This window comes from Niabella sp. ZPM-14 (assembly GCF_055693045.2).
Genome location: NZ_CM181148.1, coordinates 1,914,347 through 1,928,808, shown reverse-complemented (window position 1 = coordinate 1,928,808; position 14,462 = coordinate 1,914,347). Strand labels below are relative to the sequence as shown.

Genomic DNA, 14,462 nt, shown 5'->3' with positions numbered 1-14,462 from the left:
AGGAAACCGGAAGTACCGGTAGCCTGCATACCGAAGAATACTATAGCTCATCGATCATCGTCGATGGGCTATTTTTTTGCTAAAAAGCAGCACTGATAAACTTTTCAACTTCTCCTGATACCAATGTACATTTGCGCTATGAGCGATAAGAAAGTAAGAGTACGTTTTGCCCCTTCTCCCACCGGGGGACTGCACCTGGGCGGAGTGAGAACGGTTTTATACAATTACCTGTTTGCCAGACAGCATGGAGGCGATTTTATTTTAAGAATAGAAGACACGGATCAGACCCGGTTTGTGCCGGGGGCTGAGCAATATATTTTCGATTGTTTGAAATGGGCGGGCCTGGAACCGGATGAAAGTGTTCAACATGGTGGAAGCTTTGGCCCGTACCGCCAAAGTGAGCGCAAAGAGTTGTATAAGAATTATGCGGAGCAACTTGTGGCCGAAGGACATGCCTATTATGCCTTCGACACCCCTGAAGAGCTGGAACAAATGCGCAAAGATTTTAAAACGGAAGAGAATCCGCAGCCTCAATATGATCATAAAGTGCGGATGCAAATGCGCAACTCCCTGACATTAGACGGCGATACGGTTCACGAGCTGATGCACAGCGATACGCCTTATGTGGTGCGTATTAAAATGCCTGAGGAAGAGATCGTGCGGTTCAATGACATGATCCGCGGAGATGTGAGCTTCAACACATCGCTGGTGGACGATAAGGTGTTACTCAAAGCCGACGGGATGCCTACGTATCACCTGGCGGTCGTGGTAGATGACCATCTGATGGAAATTTCTCACGCTTTCCGCGGAGAAGAATGGTTGCCCAGCGCACCGGTACATGTGCTGCTCTGGAAATATCTGTTTGGCGAAGACAAGATGCCCCAATGGGCACATTTCCCGCTGATATTAGGTCCCAGCGGAAAGCTCAGCAAGCGAGACGGTGCTAAGTACGGTTTCCCGGTATTTGCTATGAACTGGACCGATCCCAAAACCGGAGAGCTGACAGAAGGTTTTAAAGAGAAAGGATTTCTTCGGGAAGCATTTATCAACCTGTTGGCCGTCCTTGGATGGAACGACGGAACCGAACAGGAAATTTTTTCGCTGGAAGAACTGGTGCAAAAATTTTCTATGGACCGGGTTCACAGTGCCGGGGCCAAATTTGATTATGAAAAAGCCAGGTGGTTCAATCATGAGTGGATCAAAAAGCTGCCCGCAGATAGCCTGTTGCCACTGGTAAAAGAGCAGCTTCAGGATATGGATGTGAAAGATGAAGTTACATTGCGCAAGGTGATCGACCTTGTAAAGGACCGATGTGCGCTGCTTACTGATTTCTACGAGCAGAGCAGCTATTTCTTCAAAACACCGGAGGCTATTGATTTGTCGCCGATTCAGCCCAAGTGGAACGAGACAAAGACACTCTTCTTCCAGGAGCTCATCCGCAACTACGAGCTGGCATCCCTTTGGGAAGCAGCAGACCTTGAAAACAATTTTAAAGAGATCGCCGCTGCCAACCAGCTAAAGCCGGGAGAAGTGATGCTTCCTTTCCGCATCATGTTGGTCGGGGGTAAGTTCGGCCCGGGTGTATTTGAGATCGCACAACTTATTGGTAAGGACGAAACGATCCGCCGCATTGAATACACACTGAAAATGCTCAGTCATTCTTAGCCATCAGGCTAGTTGTCGAAGCCTCAGCCGGCCTCAGCCGTTTGAGGTTTATAGTAAAATACCGTTGGCTTCGGTCAGCACTATGGGCTGCCCGTCAGTGATGACAATTGTATGTTCGTGCTGCGCCATATATCCACCTTTGTTTCCCACCATGGTCCACCCGTCATTCAGCTCAACCGCATACGAAGATGCAGTCGAAATAAAAGTTTCAATGGCCACCACCGAGTTTTTTTTAAACCTTCTCTGGTCTGACCGGTTTTTATAATTCAGCAGGTCCACCGGCTGCTCGTGCAGGCTTCGGCCTACGCCATGTCCTCCCAGGTTTTTGATCACTTTGTACCCACGCTTTTTCGCTTCAGATTCCATCAGGTGGCCGATGTCGGCTATTTTAACACCTCCGCGGATATGGCTGATCGCTTTTTGAAGAATATGTTTAGAAGCGTCTACCAGTTGCTGATGCTGATGAATATCCTTGCCCAGCACAAAGGAGGCGCCATTATCTGCCCAAAATCCATCCAGTTCTGCTGATACATCAATATTAACAAGATCGCCTTCCTGCAACAGGCGTTTGCCTGAAGGGATGCCGTGGCAAAATTCATTGTTAACGCTGATGCAGGTCCACCCCGGAAATCCATAAGTAAGATAAGGTGCTGATTTGGCGCCATAGTCTGCCAGGACCTTTGCGCCGAACTCGTCCAGTTCCCGGGTGCTCATGCCGGGCCGGGCATGATCGATCATTTGTCTCAGCGTCTCGGCCACGGCCTGACTCGCTTTCTGCATTCCTGTCAGTTCAGCTTCTTTTGTTATGGACATATGTTACGATATTGGATGTTAAAAGATGCACGGCTGTGTCTTACGCGCTTGAGTGCATTTTGCAAAAGTAAGTACAAATGCGGATAGCGGTAGCGGTCAATCACCTCGGCCAGCAAAGGAGCCTGCTTGGGGACAGGCCGTTACCGGCGGGCGGGCTGAACCTTATAAGTATTCATGGCCTGCTCTACCTGTAATTCCTCGGTTGTTTCGGGATACAACAAATAGCTGGGCGCCTGGATGAGGTCTACCTTAGTAACAGCTATTTTGATGATCGACTGGATGGGGAAGGCGTCGGAAAACAGGTGTGTTAGTGGCTTTGCCAGTGTGTGAAAACTGATCTCCTCTTTACCGATTAGTGTGGCCCTTCCTTTTAGCTTATACCCTTTCTGAACAAAGACATCTACAAAACTGACGCACACATGGGGATTCTCCCGGATGTTGCTGACACTGCCAGGCGAGGCGATGTTAGCGATAAGCAGCGTATGATCGTCCAGGCAGGTGAACATTTCTTTGGGCGAGACGTTTGGCTCGTGATGCCGGTTAACGGTGGCCAACCAGCACAAGACGCTCTGCTCAATATATTTTTTTACTTCGTCGTTGATCATGGAAGTCGGTTGAGGTGATTAAGTTACGCTATTTATGACTATCCTCTTACTTCAACGTCTTGATCGAGTGACTTTGCAACAAGGATTTCATTTGCGTAATGGCGACCTTATTGAGCTGGACTAATCTTTCGCTTTGCGATAATCCCTGCTGGATCAGCAAGGCGTTAATGCTTTCCATATTGCTCAACACCACTAATTGTTCCAATGTTGCGAAATCCCTGACGTTTCCTTTTTGGCCAGGATGGCTGGCGCTCCATTCTTTTGCGGTGATTCCGAACAGGCCACGTTTAATAAGTCTGCTTCGCTTGAGTAAACGAAACCGGTCTGCTGTTTTGTAACCTGCTGTGGTATGAGATTTTCTTTGATAGCGTCGGTGTGAATGCGGTAATTGATCTTGGCAATTGTGCGTTGCAGGTTCCATTCTACCTTCAGTCATTAAGTCTATTTTTCAAGTCCATTCGTTCGTGCAAAATTCTGATTATTTCAATTTCCTGTTCGTTTATAACTTGATAGAAAATAATGTGTTTACCACTTCTCAGTCCCATCAAGTTACTGTTTATTCCTTCATATCCTTTTCCTAGCTCAGGGTTTTCTCCAATTTGTGCACAGGCAAATTCCAAAGTCGCATAATACTTGTCTGCCTGCTGTTCCGACCATTCTTCAAAAGTATAAGTCCAAATATCATTTAGGTCATTAATGGCTTCTTGTAGTAAAATAACTTTAGCCATTTTTTGATTTTTCTTCTTTTAGCCTTTTCAAATTTGCTTTAAAGTCAAAATTCTCAACTCGTGGACTATCCAATCCTTTTTGGATTGCTGCTTTCAAAGCAATTACTTTGTTTTCTTCATCTTCTAAAAGCCGAAGTCCAGCCCGAACAACTTCACTAACATTTTTATAACGGCCTGCTGATACTTGATTACTTACAAATTGGTCAAAATAGTCCCCTAGTGATATTGATGTATTTTTCATTTTATAAACTTTCTCCAAAGTTACCAAAAATTGGTAAATAGGCGGGTTTCCGATATAAAATTTTCCGTGTTTTGTGTTGGCAGCTTGTCGGATAAAATTGCTACCAGCGGTACGGTTTTGCGATGGTGCAGAAATAGTATTCCGTCAGCTGATTTTGCACTGAAGCTAAATAGAAATACCGGAGTTGAGTATTAACGTCAAGCCGCACTATTGCAAATACCATGTTGGTGCCAGTACTTTTATTGTATATGTCTTAATTCATCAGGGATTACAATTTGTTCTTTAAATGCTTTGATGTTACTATGATTACGATACTTGTCAACCAACGACCTAACTGTAACAATTTGCATAAAAGCAAGCACCGCCGTTAGCATTACTGATACAACCACATTATTCTTGTAATTGTCAAAAAACGAATCCCAATTCCACTTTGATAAATAAAAACAATACATTAATATACCACTAATAAGTAAGAGGCAAACAATTAGTTCTATCCAACCTTTTCTTCGCCAATTATACAATTTCGATTTTATAAAATCTTCTCTAAGTCTTTGTCGATTTGAGTTATGAAACTCTTTTTCTTTTCTCTCAAAATCTTGCTTAAGCCTATCTCTTTCTTGCATCAATTCGGCTTCTCTTTTTGAAACCATTGTTGTTTTGTTCTGGTAGGAAATACGACTTTCTTTTAGTTTTCTATTCTGGGTTTGAATTTCCTTAAAAAGAGCTTCCATTTTTTGTCGTCTATCTTCTTCTTCATCTGCTTGCTTCTGTGCTTCTATTTGAAGTTTGGAAACAAATGTTTCATTATCAGTTTTAGCAAGGTTATTTAGTTCATCAATATCAATGAAATTCCGTTGCGAAATTCTTGTAGCAATTCTAATGACATCTCGTTCTGTAATCTTCTCCTTAGCGTATTTTTGAATATTTTCATCCAATTCTCTTAAAATTTGAGTTTTGGGTAATTTTTCATTTATTGAAAGTGATATTAAAGTGTGAAGCCCTATTTCAGCTAAATTGTCTAAAGATATCTTCGCTGAAAAGTTTGGGTTACTTAGCCAAAAAATATTAATCAAGTCATCAACCTTAATATCTTCCGGTTGAAAATATTCATTGCCATTTTGTATAAGTCTATTACTCGTGCTTGTATTAGGTAGTATACTTGCCGAATTATTAACAAACCAACAGTTTACTTCTTCAAATTTTTTAATTCGTTTATTGCCGCGTTGGTTTTTCACATAATAAATTGCTATTGCATCGTGAAGAGCAGCTTTATCATTATTTCTAACTCTTTTTAATGTTTCGTATTCGTTACTATATCTTGCCGTATTAATAATATTCTGCGGAACCTGCATTATGTGAATACCCTTTTGAAATAAAGTATCTTCCAAATTGTCTGATATTCTATATAAGTCTGCCTGATTGTGTTTGTTCCTATCACAGGCACTATAAATTCCTTCCTTATAAATTCTTTTTACAAGGAATGTTTTATTGTAGTTCTCTGCAAACTTATTTAACAATGTTTGGCTCTCGTGTATAGTGGTTTCCAATACACCTGTCTTATAGCCTAAACTTTTACAGAGTTCAATAAATTTGTTACAGGTGTCGTATGCTTCAAGTGTATCTAAATCTATTAGACTGGTTAAAAAGTTTGTGTCCAAAAGGATTAACATATTTTGGGACATTCCATTGGGCTGATAATCTAAATATGAAGAAATGATAGAACCCAAATAAATTGATTTAACCTCGTCAAAAACAACTGGTATACCTTTGAAAAAATTTAAAAAATTTGCCTCAGTTGAAAAGTCTTGAGGTCCTTTGCTACTTCTGTGTTCATTAAAATATTTGGAAAGAGAGGCTTTATTGAGTTCTATAAATGTAAAAATTGAGGAATAGTCATCTTTGTTAACGTTATTCAGTTTGCAAAATTCTTCAAAGTACTTTTCAATTTTTTTTATTTCAATTTTCTTTTTTTCTTCAAACTCATCATATTCTAAAAAAACGAACTCATCAAGAATATAAGAATCATCTCCATAAAGCATGAGTTTGGTTTTTGAATCATCGTTTATCTCATTGGAAATTTTAGCTAGCACTCGTTTTAATACAGGTATTGGAATGTCAATTCCAAAAACATCAAATATTTCTTTTTGAATGACTGTTATTTTTTTGTCACGATTCAACCCCTTTTGACATAGGTTCGATAAACCCTTTTTTACAAGTGGTAAAAAGACATCTAATAGGTCATTTATTAAAAGTCCTGACGTTTGAGTATGTGCTAAAAAACTATAAGAGAGTACTTTTTTTATTTCCATATGTTAAGTCTTGGAATGGGGTCGGTAGTATTGCCTACAACTCTCAAATATACGCAACTCCTCTGAACACACAATTGCCCTAACAATCTACTTATCAGCCAATTACTTTTGAGGAACACGTGACAATATAACATGCGCAACTACCCGGCAATACAAAATACGCAATCTTCAAACTACTATCTCTGGCTGGCAATCAGCAAATTCAGGTCGGTATATTTTAAATCAAATCTTTGGCTCAGGTAAAAGTTAGTCAGGTGCCCTTTAAACAGGTAAATGCCGTTGCGCAGGTGGATGCGGTGCCAGGCGAGATCTTCAATGCCGCCTTCTTCACCCGCGTCGATCAGCAGGGGCATCAACACATTACTGATTGCCTGGGAAGCGGTGCGCGCAAAGCCCGAAGGAATATTAGGAACGCAATAATGGATGACGCCATATTTCATGAATATCGGCGATTCGTGGGAAGTGACTTCTGAAGTTTCAAAACAGCCGCCGCGGTCGATGCTGGTGTCGATAATCACTGACCCCGGACGCATGCCACTTACCATTTCTTCGGTTACCACCATGGGCGTCCGGCCGTTCTGGTTGGCCAATGCACCCACCGCCACCTCGCAGGTGCGCAGTTGCTTGGCTAATAATTTAGGTTCGATCACGGAAGTCCACAAGCGTTGTCCGATTGTATTCTGAAGCCTTTTTAAACGGCTTACGTTATTGTCAAACACTTTTACAGAGGCACCCAGCGCCAGTGCTGCACGCGCGGCATATTCGCCCACAATGCCTGCACCCAGGATGATCACTTTCGTAGGAGCAATGCCCGAGATGCCCCCCAGCAGCACACCCTTTCCATGATTGGCAGAACCGAGGTATTGAGCGGCGATCAGCATTACCGCACTTCCGGCAATTTCGCTCATACTACGCACGATGGGGTAGGAGTCGCTGTCGTCCTTGAGATTTTCAAAAGAAAGTGCCGTAATCTTTTTCTTCATCATCGTACACAACACTTCCGAGCGTAATACCGATAAGTGTAGCGGTGAAATGATGGATTGGTTCATTTGTAGCAGAGGTAGATCTTCTTCTATCACGGGCGCACTCTTTACCAGTATGGGCGCTTTAAAGACTTCTTCGCGGCTATACACGATCCTGGCGCCGGCATCGCTGTACTCCTTATCCCTGAAATGAGAGGCATCACCCGCGTTATGTTCCAGCATCACACTGTGACCATTGCTTACCAGCACGCTTACCGCGTCCGGCGTCAGCGCCACCCGGTTTTCCTGGAAAGCGATTTCCTTCGGTATCCCGATCGTCATGCCTTCACCCTTCACTTTTATATCAAGGGTTTCTTCCAGCGTCTCGTAGCTGAAGGATGTGCTGATAACAGGCTGTCTTTTGCTCATACAGGTTGGACTATACTATCTTGGTTTATAATATTTAATACGACTAAAAAATATCGTCATCCGGTTACCGGCAGCGAACCGATAGCCCATGTTCTATCGATATTCGCTCCCATTTCCAAATTTAGCTATTTCTGCGCTAATTCGATCCTTCGATGGGTATCATCTTCGAGCGAGATGTGGACATGAACCGTTTCCGTAGGAAACAGATCTGGTGCGCGTTCGGGCCACTCCACGAAGCAATAGTCTCCGCTATACAGGCAATCCTCCACACCGGCGCGAATCGCTTCCTCCTCATCTTTGAGCCGGTAAAGATCAATATGGTACACACTCCCTCCTGGGGATTGATACTCATTAATGATGGAAAAAGTTGGGCTGCTTACGGCATCACCCACCTGCAGCAGTTCGCAAACGGTGCTCACCAGCGTGGTTTTACCCGCACCCATGTTTCCATGAAGTGCCACCACCTTGCTGTCTTTAAGCTGATCCAGTAGCCATTGTGCCGCTGGCCGGATCTCGTCAAGCGCATATGTTCTTTTTGCATCCATACTATCAAAAATAGGTGGCAAATATCCTTGTTTCTATTGATGTAGAAAAGCGAGGCGGGCTATTCCCCTGCCTTTTTTAAGATGGCATGTTCCAGATCCGGTGCGATTCTGAAGTTCGTTTTTTTAATTTTGTCCAGGATGGGCCGCACTGCATGAATCAAGCCTGCTTGTTTTGCGCTAAGCAATATTCCGATTGTGCCGGTGATGGACAAACCCAGCCTTCTTGCTAATCCACGCCCTTTTTTGTCATCGAGAATAAGAAGACAGTCATGAAGTTCGACAGCCAATGCGATAGCGCTTTCTTCTCCTTTGTCAACAGTGGCCTCAAGTATTGATTGATAATTTTTATCTCTCGGTTGCTGAATGTTAATCCAAGAGGGAAGAGGATGTCCAAACTCTTGTTGAACTTCTTGTGTGGTAATGACAATACCAAAAAAATTTTTTAGTACTTCAGCTCTCCGATCTTAAAGAGAAGGATGAGGCAACTGGTGTCAGATACGATAGCTTTCTGCATTGATCAGATCTTTTTCCAGTTCTTCTTCCGAATGATTAAAAACGGACACGTCGTACTTAATTAAGAGTTCCATAAATGTGCTTTTTGTATGACCGGCCATCTCTGCTGCTTGCCCGAGGGACAAGGATCCTGTTTCATATAACTTTGCGGCAAATAAAACCTTTGCCTCCTGTTCGTCTAAGCTGTCGGGAATATTAACTGTCAGCGTTTTCATATTTTAAAGTTACGCCAATTTTACAGATAAATATCTCAATCAAAGTCCTAAACGAAAGCGAGAGATCTATCTTGTCTCTGCCGTTTTTACCGCTTTGTAAAAATCATACGTATAAGCGTTGTAAGGCAACAACCTCTGCGAAAACAACTTGGCGGTGAAACAGCCGATCAGGATGGGCAGGAACAAATCATAGCCATTGGGCACCAGGTTGCAAACAAGGATCAGCGCGGTAAACGGAGCGAAGATGGCTGCCGAAAGTGTAGCCGCTGCGCCCACCAATGCAAAATTGAGCGGCACGAGTTGTGTACCGAGATAATGATTGCAGAACAAGGCGAACAACAGGCCCAGGAAAGCACCGGCCACGATACTGGGAGCGAACACACCGCCATCACCACCGGCGCCCAGCGTCAGCGAGGCGGCCAGCGGCTTTAACAAGATCAGTGCAGCGAGCAGTAACAGCGAAAGGCTTTCCTGGCTGATAACGGTTTGAAGGATCTCGTGCAGCCCGTGATAACTATCGCCATACAGCGTCGGAAAGAACAGGATGAGCGCGCCCACGACCAGTGCGCCCAGGTTCACCCGGATAAAATTATTATGAATGCGGGCAAACAGGCTTTTCATGCGTGTTACCAGCAGCGTAAAATACATTGACAGGGTCCCGCTCAGCAAACCCAGCAGGACAAAGAACGGGATGGCATACCAGTGCCATTCCCCGATCCGGAAATGCAACAGCGGGCTATTGTCAAAAAAGAAAACAAAGAGACCGGCAACGATGGCAGAAGCTGTACAGCTAATGATCAGCGATTTACTGATCCTGCGCGCGATGACTTCCATAGCAAAAAGCCAACCCGCCAAAGGGCTGGCAAAAAGAACGGCGACACCCGCGGTGACGCCCGCACAGATTAGTTCACGTTTATACATTTTAGCTGAAAACTCTCTTTTATACCCCATGTTTCCTACGGTAGCCGTAGCCACAACGGTCGAGACTTCCACGCCCGTGGATCCGCCAAAGATCACGGTGAGAAAACCGTTAATATAGTGAGACGGAATCTTGAAAAAGGGCAGGTGCTCTTTGCGTTGATCAAGCGTTTTATAGATCTCGGTAATGCCTTTATTTTTCCGGTTTCGGAACACATATTTTCTTAAAAAATAAATCGAAGTAATACCGATGGTCGGCAGGACGACGAAAAGCGCAGCGGACACCGAATTGGCGGTGGTCCAAATGCTGTGCTCAACATATTCCGTCAGGTGTTTCAATGAAAATGCCAACAGGCAGCTGATGATGCCTATTAAAGCTGATATCAATCCTAATTTAAAATAGTTATGGGTGATGATTTTTTTCCTTTGCACGGGCTCATTTTTGAGATTCGAAGCATGCAGAGATGCCCTGTTAGAGAGCCGCAAAGATACAAACGATAAATTTAATGGCCGGAGACCGGGAGAAGGCAGGCCAAACAGGCGTTTTAAGGAAAAAAAATGTGAAGCGCAACCGCTTCACATTAACCATGTTTCGTTGATGAATGTTTTATCTGCGACTAACGATCCGCAGATCACCCCACCACTTTCAGTTTGGCGTAATTCAGCAGGATCTTCTTTTCTCCGTTCGTGTCAAACCGGATCACGGCCATCGGGTTGTGACTGGCGCCTTCCATTTTCACGATCTCTCCAAATCCAAACTTCTGGTGTTCCACCTTTTTGCCCACGGATAGTTCCGAAATATCACTGGGCGTAAAGTCTTCGCTCGGCGTATGTTCGGTCACTTTTTGTTCCGCTTTAGGCGGCAGGTAGCTCGGAGTAGTAGTTTTTTTTGTGGGAGGCGGGCCATACCGTTGTTGCGCATCGGCCACGGCCTTCCTGCCGCTTCCCCAGCCACCGCTCATGCGTTCGAAGGCGCTGCCTCCTCCGCCAAAACCGCCCGACATCTTGGTGCCGCCACCCGAATAGCTCCGGTCCAGGTGGGCTTCCGGCAGCTCTTCTATAAAGCGGCTCGGTTCGTTTTGTACCAGCTGCCCGAATTTATAGCGGGTATTAGCATAAGTGATCCAGAGTTTCTTTTTGGCCCGCGTCACTACCACATAAAACAAACGGCGTTCCTCTTCCAGCTCCTCGCGCGTATTGATGCTCATCGCATTGGGGAATAACATCTCCTCCAGCCCCGCGGCAAAGACACATTGAAACTCCAGCCCTTTAGCGGCGTGTATCGTCATCAGTTTCACCGTGTCCGCCTCCGGATCTTTTTCATCCGCGTCCGTTAGCAGAGTAATCTGCTGCAGGTAGGCGCCCAATGTTTTATCCACCACTTCGCCCTCTTCGTTGTCGGGGCTTTCCACCCATTCTTTAATGGAGTTGAGCAACTCCTGAATGTTTTCGTATCGCTGCAATCCCTCGGTGCTCTTATCATTGAACAGCTCTTTCACCAGGTTCGTTTGCTTGCCTACGTGGAACGCTACTTCATACGCATTATGCTTTTCCAGCATGCTCGAAAAGCTTTTGATCATCGTTACAAATTGGTTGATCACGTCGAGTGTGCCCGCGCGGAAACCATGCTTCGGCGCTTCCGTCAATATTTCCCACATCGTTTTATTATGGGTATTGGCGAGCAGAATGATCTTATCAATAGTGGTTTTTCCAATGCCGCGAACGGGATAATTAATAATGCGCTTGAGCGCTTCTTCATCTCTTGTATTAATTACCAGGCGCAGGTAAGCTACCAGGTCTTTGATCTCTTTCCGCTGGTAAAAGCTGATGCCTCCGTAGATCGTGTAAGGAATGGCCATGCGGCGCAGGGCTTCCTCGAAGGCACGGCTCTGGGCATTGGTGCGGTAAAGTATGGCAAAGTCCTTATTCAGGAAATGGTTGCGGAGCTTTTGCTCCTGGATACTGTCCGCAACAAATTTTCCCTCTTCATTGTCCGACATCGTTTTAACGATCCTGATCTTTTCGCCGGTGGCGTTTTCAGTGAACAGTACCTTCGGGATCTGTCCTTTATTATTGCTGATGACCTCGTTGGCTACGTTGATGATCGTCTGCGTACTGCGGTAGTTCTGCTCCAGCTTCACCACTTTCACTTCGTCGTAGTCTTTCTGAAACTGTAAGATATTCTGAATGGTAGCACCCCGGAAACTATAGATACTCTGGGCATCATCGCCCACCACGCATACATTTTCATGCATGGCGCCCAGCAGCTTGATGATCTCATACTGTGCGGGGTTGGTATCCTGGTACTCATCAATCAGGATAAACTTGAATTTATGCTGGTATTTGCTGAGTGCATCCGGATAGGTTTTCAGCAATTCATAAAACTTGAGTAAGAGATCATCAAAATCCATCGCCCCGTTCTTAAAACACCGCTTGCAATAGGCATCGTAGATCTTGGCCATTGCCGGGCGATTGGCGCGGATATCTTCCTGCTGCACATAGTAATCACTGGCGTAATCGGCCGGTGTCACCAGGGCGTTCTTGGCAGAAGATATGCGGTTGTATACCGTCGACGGCTTATACAGTTTATCATCCAGCTGCATTTCATTGATCACCGTTTTTACTACGCTTTTGGCGTCGTCCGTATCATAGATGGTGAAGCTGTTGGGATAACCCAGCCGGTGCGCTTCGGCCCGCAATATCCTGGCGAACACGCTATGAAAGGTTCCGATATATAAATTCCGTGCTTCGTTGTTGCCTAAAATATGTTCAACCCGCTCTTTCATCTCCCTGGCGGCTTTATTAGTAAACGTAAGCGCCAATATATTGAAAGAGTCCACGCCGCTTGCCATCAGATGGGCGATCCGCGTGGTTAATACCTTGGTTTTACCGCTTCCCGCTCCTGCGATGATCATGATCGGGCCGGTAATATGTAAAACAGCTTCCTTTTGCCGCTCGTTCAATCCTTTTAAATAATCCTGCATGGGCGCAAGGTACGAAGTGGGGCGTTGCTTTAAAAGGATTGGGTATAAAATTTACCGGCGGGCGTTTTGTGCATCCTTTAACGCTTGCCTTTTAAACCCGGTAAATAAAATCAGGTCACATATCGTTTGTAAATGTTTTAACAGTAAGCAGCAACAGGTGGGATGCAGGAAAATCATCTAATCCAAAAACCGGGAAATATGGGTGCACAGATCAGATCGTTTTTTGTCGCAGGGCTTGTATTGATAACCAGCTCGTTATTGGCCCAGGAGATCCCCTCCCGCGTTCACGATGGGGTGGCGACAACCTCCCAAAAGAAAGCGAAGAAAAGCGCCTTTGCTGATCTCAATCTCACGCGGGAGCAGGCCCGTGAATTGCAGTCGTTACAAAAGCAGTATCAGCAAAAGGTAAAAGAGGTCAGGGGAAACGCTTCCCTGACGCCACAACTGCAAAAAAAGCAGCTGCTCGAGGCGAAAAAGGAACTGGCGCAAAAGCGGGATGAGATCCTGACGCCGGAGCAGCAGGAGCAGTATCTCAAACAGGCACAGGCGATCCGTAAAAAAGATAATACAGCTCAGGCGCCCGGGCGAGTGATCAATAACACTACCTCCGGCGCAGGGAAAGATTTGAACGGACTAAGCAAAGCGGCAAATGCAACGAAGACACCAAAGCGCAGCAGTAAAGTATGGGCCACCGGAGGAAGCGAGCTTAACCTGACTGCTGATCAACGAAAGGAGCTGAAGCAACTGAGCGAGGAATATAAATTACGGCTGCAGGCGATAAGAAATGATGAAGTGCGAAAGGGACGTGATAAGCAACAGCAGCTGCGGCAGGTTCAGCAGGAGTATAGCCGAAGGGTGGGAATGATCTTAACGGCTGAACAGAAAGCCGCCTGGGATGAACGCCAGCGCCGCTCGCGTCAGAACACATTGCTGAAGGCACCACAGCGCTATGCCGGCGAAACAAACGGTACTGCGAAATGATCGACCATTTTTCAAACAGTTCGAATTAATAAAAAAATAAAAAATAAACACATGAAAAAAACAATTTTTCTCGCTGCCATGATCAGCGCTTTCAGCATCACTTCTGCTTTCGCGCAGGATGCGCCTGCCAAAGACAAACAGGAGCAGGGTGACCGGAAAAGGGGCGGCCAACGCGATATGTATGCAGACCTGAACCTGACCAAGGATCAAAAGGACAAAATGAAAGCCATCGACGAGGAGCAAAGAACCAAATTCCAGGCGCTGAAAGATGACCAGGCATTGAGCGATGACGCCAGGCGACAAAAAATGATGGAACTTAGAAAAGCTCGTATGGAAAAGGTAAACGGTATCCTGACCGCCGATCAAAAAACAAAGCTCGAAGCAAAAATGAAAGAAAGAGGCAAGAGGGGCAAGAAGACAAAAGCGGAATAACAGTAAGCAGCAGGCAAAAAGCTCCATGGTCAAAAATGACAGGGCCACTTTAGCAATAAGGTGGCTTTTTCTTTTATCAATGGCTATCTTTGTTTTTTAAAATTACTGTTGAAAAACAGCAA

The 14,462-nt window shown here is 45.0% G+C and carries 15 protein-coding genes; 3 read left to right on the top strand and 12 right to left on the bottom strand.

What is annotated here, in order from left to right; all coding sequences use genetic code 11:
- The first annotated feature begins 138 nt into the window (after positions 1-138).
- A complete protein-coding gene (gene gltX / locus ACU37H_RS08220; RefSeq protein ID WP_472702009.1) occupies positions 139-1,665 on the top strand; it encodes a glutamate--tRNA ligase in 1,527 nt (508 codons plus the stop codon).
- A gap of 48 nt (positions 1,666-1,713) precedes the next feature.
- On the opposite strand, the gene map is transcribed toward gltX, so the two are convergent.
- The 12 genes from map to ACU37H_RS08160 form a co-directional block, all read right to left on the bottom strand.
- Positions 1,714-2,478, bottom strand: coding sequence for a type I methionyl aminopeptidase (gene map / locus ACU37H_RS08215; protein ID WP_472702010.1), 765 nt, complete (start codon positions 2,476-2,478; stop codon positions 1,714-1,716).
- A gap of 140 nt (positions 2,479-2,618) precedes the next feature.
- Positions 2,619-3,083: a pyridoxamine 5'-phosphate oxidase family protein gene (locus tag ACU37H_RS08210; protein ID WP_472702011.1), complete on the bottom strand. Its 465-nt coding sequence runs from the start codon at positions 3,081-3,083 to the stop codon at positions 2,619-2,621.
- 46 nt (positions 3,084-3,129) lie between these two features.
- On the bottom strand, positions 3,130-3,519 hold the full coding sequence (locus tag ACU37H_RS08205; protein WP_472702012.1) for a hypothetical protein: 390 nt from the start codon (positions 3,517-3,519) through the stop codon (positions 3,130-3,132).
- Positions 3,512-3,811, bottom strand: coding sequence for a type II toxin-antitoxin system RelE/ParE family toxin (locus ACU37H_RS08200; RefSeq protein WP_472702013.1), 300 nt, complete (start codon positions 3,809-3,811; stop codon positions 3,512-3,514). Before ACU37H_RS08200 ends, ACU37H_RS08205 begins: the two co-directional genes overlap by 8 nt.
- Entirely contained in the window at positions 3,804-4,052 is a 249-nt protein-coding gene (locus ACU37H_RS08195) for a type II toxin-antitoxin system ParD family antitoxin (RefSeq protein ID WP_472702014.1), read from the bottom strand. Before ACU37H_RS08195 ends, ACU37H_RS08200 begins: the two co-directional genes overlap by 8 nt.
- A 239-nt stretch (positions 4,053-4,291) precedes the next feature.
- A complete protein-coding gene (locus tag ACU37H_RS08190; RefSeq protein ID WP_472702015.1) occupies positions 4,292-6,361 on the bottom strand; it encodes a hypothetical protein in 2,070 nt (689 codons plus the stop codon).
- A 176-nt stretch (positions 6,362-6,537) separates the two neighbouring features.
- Positions 6,538-7,752 carry an alanine dehydrogenase gene (locus ACU37H_RS08185; RefSeq protein ID WP_472702016.1) on the bottom strand — a complete coding sequence of 405 codons (1,215 nt, stop codon included), beginning with the start codon at positions 7,750-7,752 and terminating at the stop codon, positions 6,538-6,540.
- A gap of 125 nt (positions 7,753-7,877) precedes the next feature.
- Positions 7,878-8,297, bottom strand: a complete 420-nt coding sequence (gene tsaE / locus ACU37H_RS08180; protein ID WP_472702017.1) for a tRNA (adenosine(37)-N6)-threonylcarbamoyltransferase complex ATPase subunit type 1 TsaE — start codon at positions 8,295-8,297, stop codon at positions 7,878-7,880.
- A 59-nt stretch (positions 8,298-8,356) separates the two neighbouring features.
- On the bottom strand, positions 8,357-8,719 hold the full coding sequence (locus ACU37H_RS08175; protein WP_494407607.1) for a PIN domain-containing protein: 363 nt from the start codon (positions 8,717-8,719) through the stop codon (positions 8,357-8,359).
- A 69-nt stretch (positions 8,720-8,788) separates the two neighbouring features.
- Complete coding sequence (locus ACU37H_RS08170) at positions 8,789-9,025, bottom strand: UPF0175 family protein (RefSeq protein WP_472702018.1); 237 nt, start codon at positions 9,023-9,025, stop codon at positions 8,789-8,791.
- A gap of 66 nt (positions 9,026-9,091) precedes the next feature.
- Positions 9,092-10,375 carry a chloride channel protein gene (locus ACU37H_RS08165; RefSeq protein WP_472702019.1) on the bottom strand — a complete coding sequence of 428 codons (1,284 nt, stop codon included), beginning with the start codon at positions 10,373-10,375 and terminating at the stop codon, positions 9,092-9,094.
- A gap of 200 nt (positions 10,376-10,575) precedes the next feature.
- Positions 10,576-12,927, bottom strand: a complete 2,352-nt coding sequence (locus tag ACU37H_RS08160; protein WP_472702020.1) for an ATP-dependent helicase — start codon at positions 12,925-12,927, stop codon at positions 10,576-10,578.
- 198 nt (positions 12,928-13,125) lie between these two features.
- Between ACU37H_RS08160 and ACU37H_RS08155 the strand changes: the two genes are divergently transcribed.
- Entirely contained in the window at positions 13,126-13,908 is a 783-nt protein-coding gene (locus ACU37H_RS08155; protein ID WP_472702021.1) for a hypothetical protein, read from the top strand.
- A 51-nt stretch (positions 13,909-13,959) separates the two neighbouring features.
- Positions 13,960-14,340 carry a Spy/CpxP family protein refolding chaperone gene (locus ACU37H_RS08150; protein ID WP_472702022.1) on the top strand — a complete coding sequence of 127 codons (381 nt, stop codon included), beginning with the start codon at positions 13,960-13,962 and terminating at the stop codon, positions 14,338-14,340.
- Positions 14,341-14,462 lie beyond the last annotated feature (122 nt).

Coding starts and splice junctions, on each gene's coding strand:
- ACU37H_RS08195 (WP_472702014.1), bottom strand. CDS start 4,052: ATGAAAAATACATCAATATCACTAGGGGACTATTTTGACCAATTTGTA.
- ACU37H_RS08160 (WP_472702020.1), bottom strand. CDS start 12,927: ATGCAGGATTATTTAAAAGGATTGAACGAGCGGCAAAAGGAAGCTGTT.
- ACU37H_RS08150 (WP_472702022.1), top strand. CDS start 13,960: ATGAAAAAAACAATTTTTCTCGCTGCCATGATCAGCGCTTTCAGCATC.
- tsaE (WP_472702017.1), bottom strand. CDS start 8,297: ATGGATGCAAAAAGAACATATGCGCTTGACGAGATCCGGCCAGCGGCA.
- ACU37H_RS08155 (WP_472702021.1), top strand. CDS start 13,126: ATGGGTGCACAGATCAGATCGTTTTTTGTCGCAGGGCTTGTATTGATA.
- ACU37H_RS08190 (WP_472702015.1), bottom strand. CDS start 6,361: ATGGAAATAAAAAAAGTACTCTCTTATAGTTTTTTAGCACATACTCAA.
- ACU37H_RS08200 (WP_472702013.1), bottom strand. CDS start 3,811: ATGGCTAAAGTTATTTTACTACAAGAAGCCATTAATGACCTAAATGAT.
- map (WP_472702010.1), bottom strand. CDS start 2,478: ATGTCCATAACAAAAGAAGCTGAACTGACAGGAATGCAGAAAGCGAGT.
- gltX (WP_472702009.1), top strand. CDS start 139: ATGAGCGATAAGAAAGTAAGAGTACGTTTTGCCCCTTCTCCCACCGGG.
- ACU37H_RS08185 (WP_472702016.1), bottom strand. CDS start 7,752: ATGAGCAAAAGACAGCCTGTTATCAGCACATCCTTCAGCTACGAGACG.
- ACU37H_RS08205 (WP_472702012.1), bottom strand. CDS start 3,519: ATGACTGAAGGTAGAATGGAACCTGCAACGCACAATTGCCAAGATCAA.
- ACU37H_RS08170 (WP_472702018.1), bottom strand. CDS start 9,025: ATGAAAACGCTGACAGTTAATATTCCCGACAGCTTAGACGAACAGGAG.
- ACU37H_RS08210 (WP_472702011.1), bottom strand. CDS start 3,083: ATGATCAACGACGAAGTAAAAAAATATATTGAGCAGAGCGTCTTGTGC.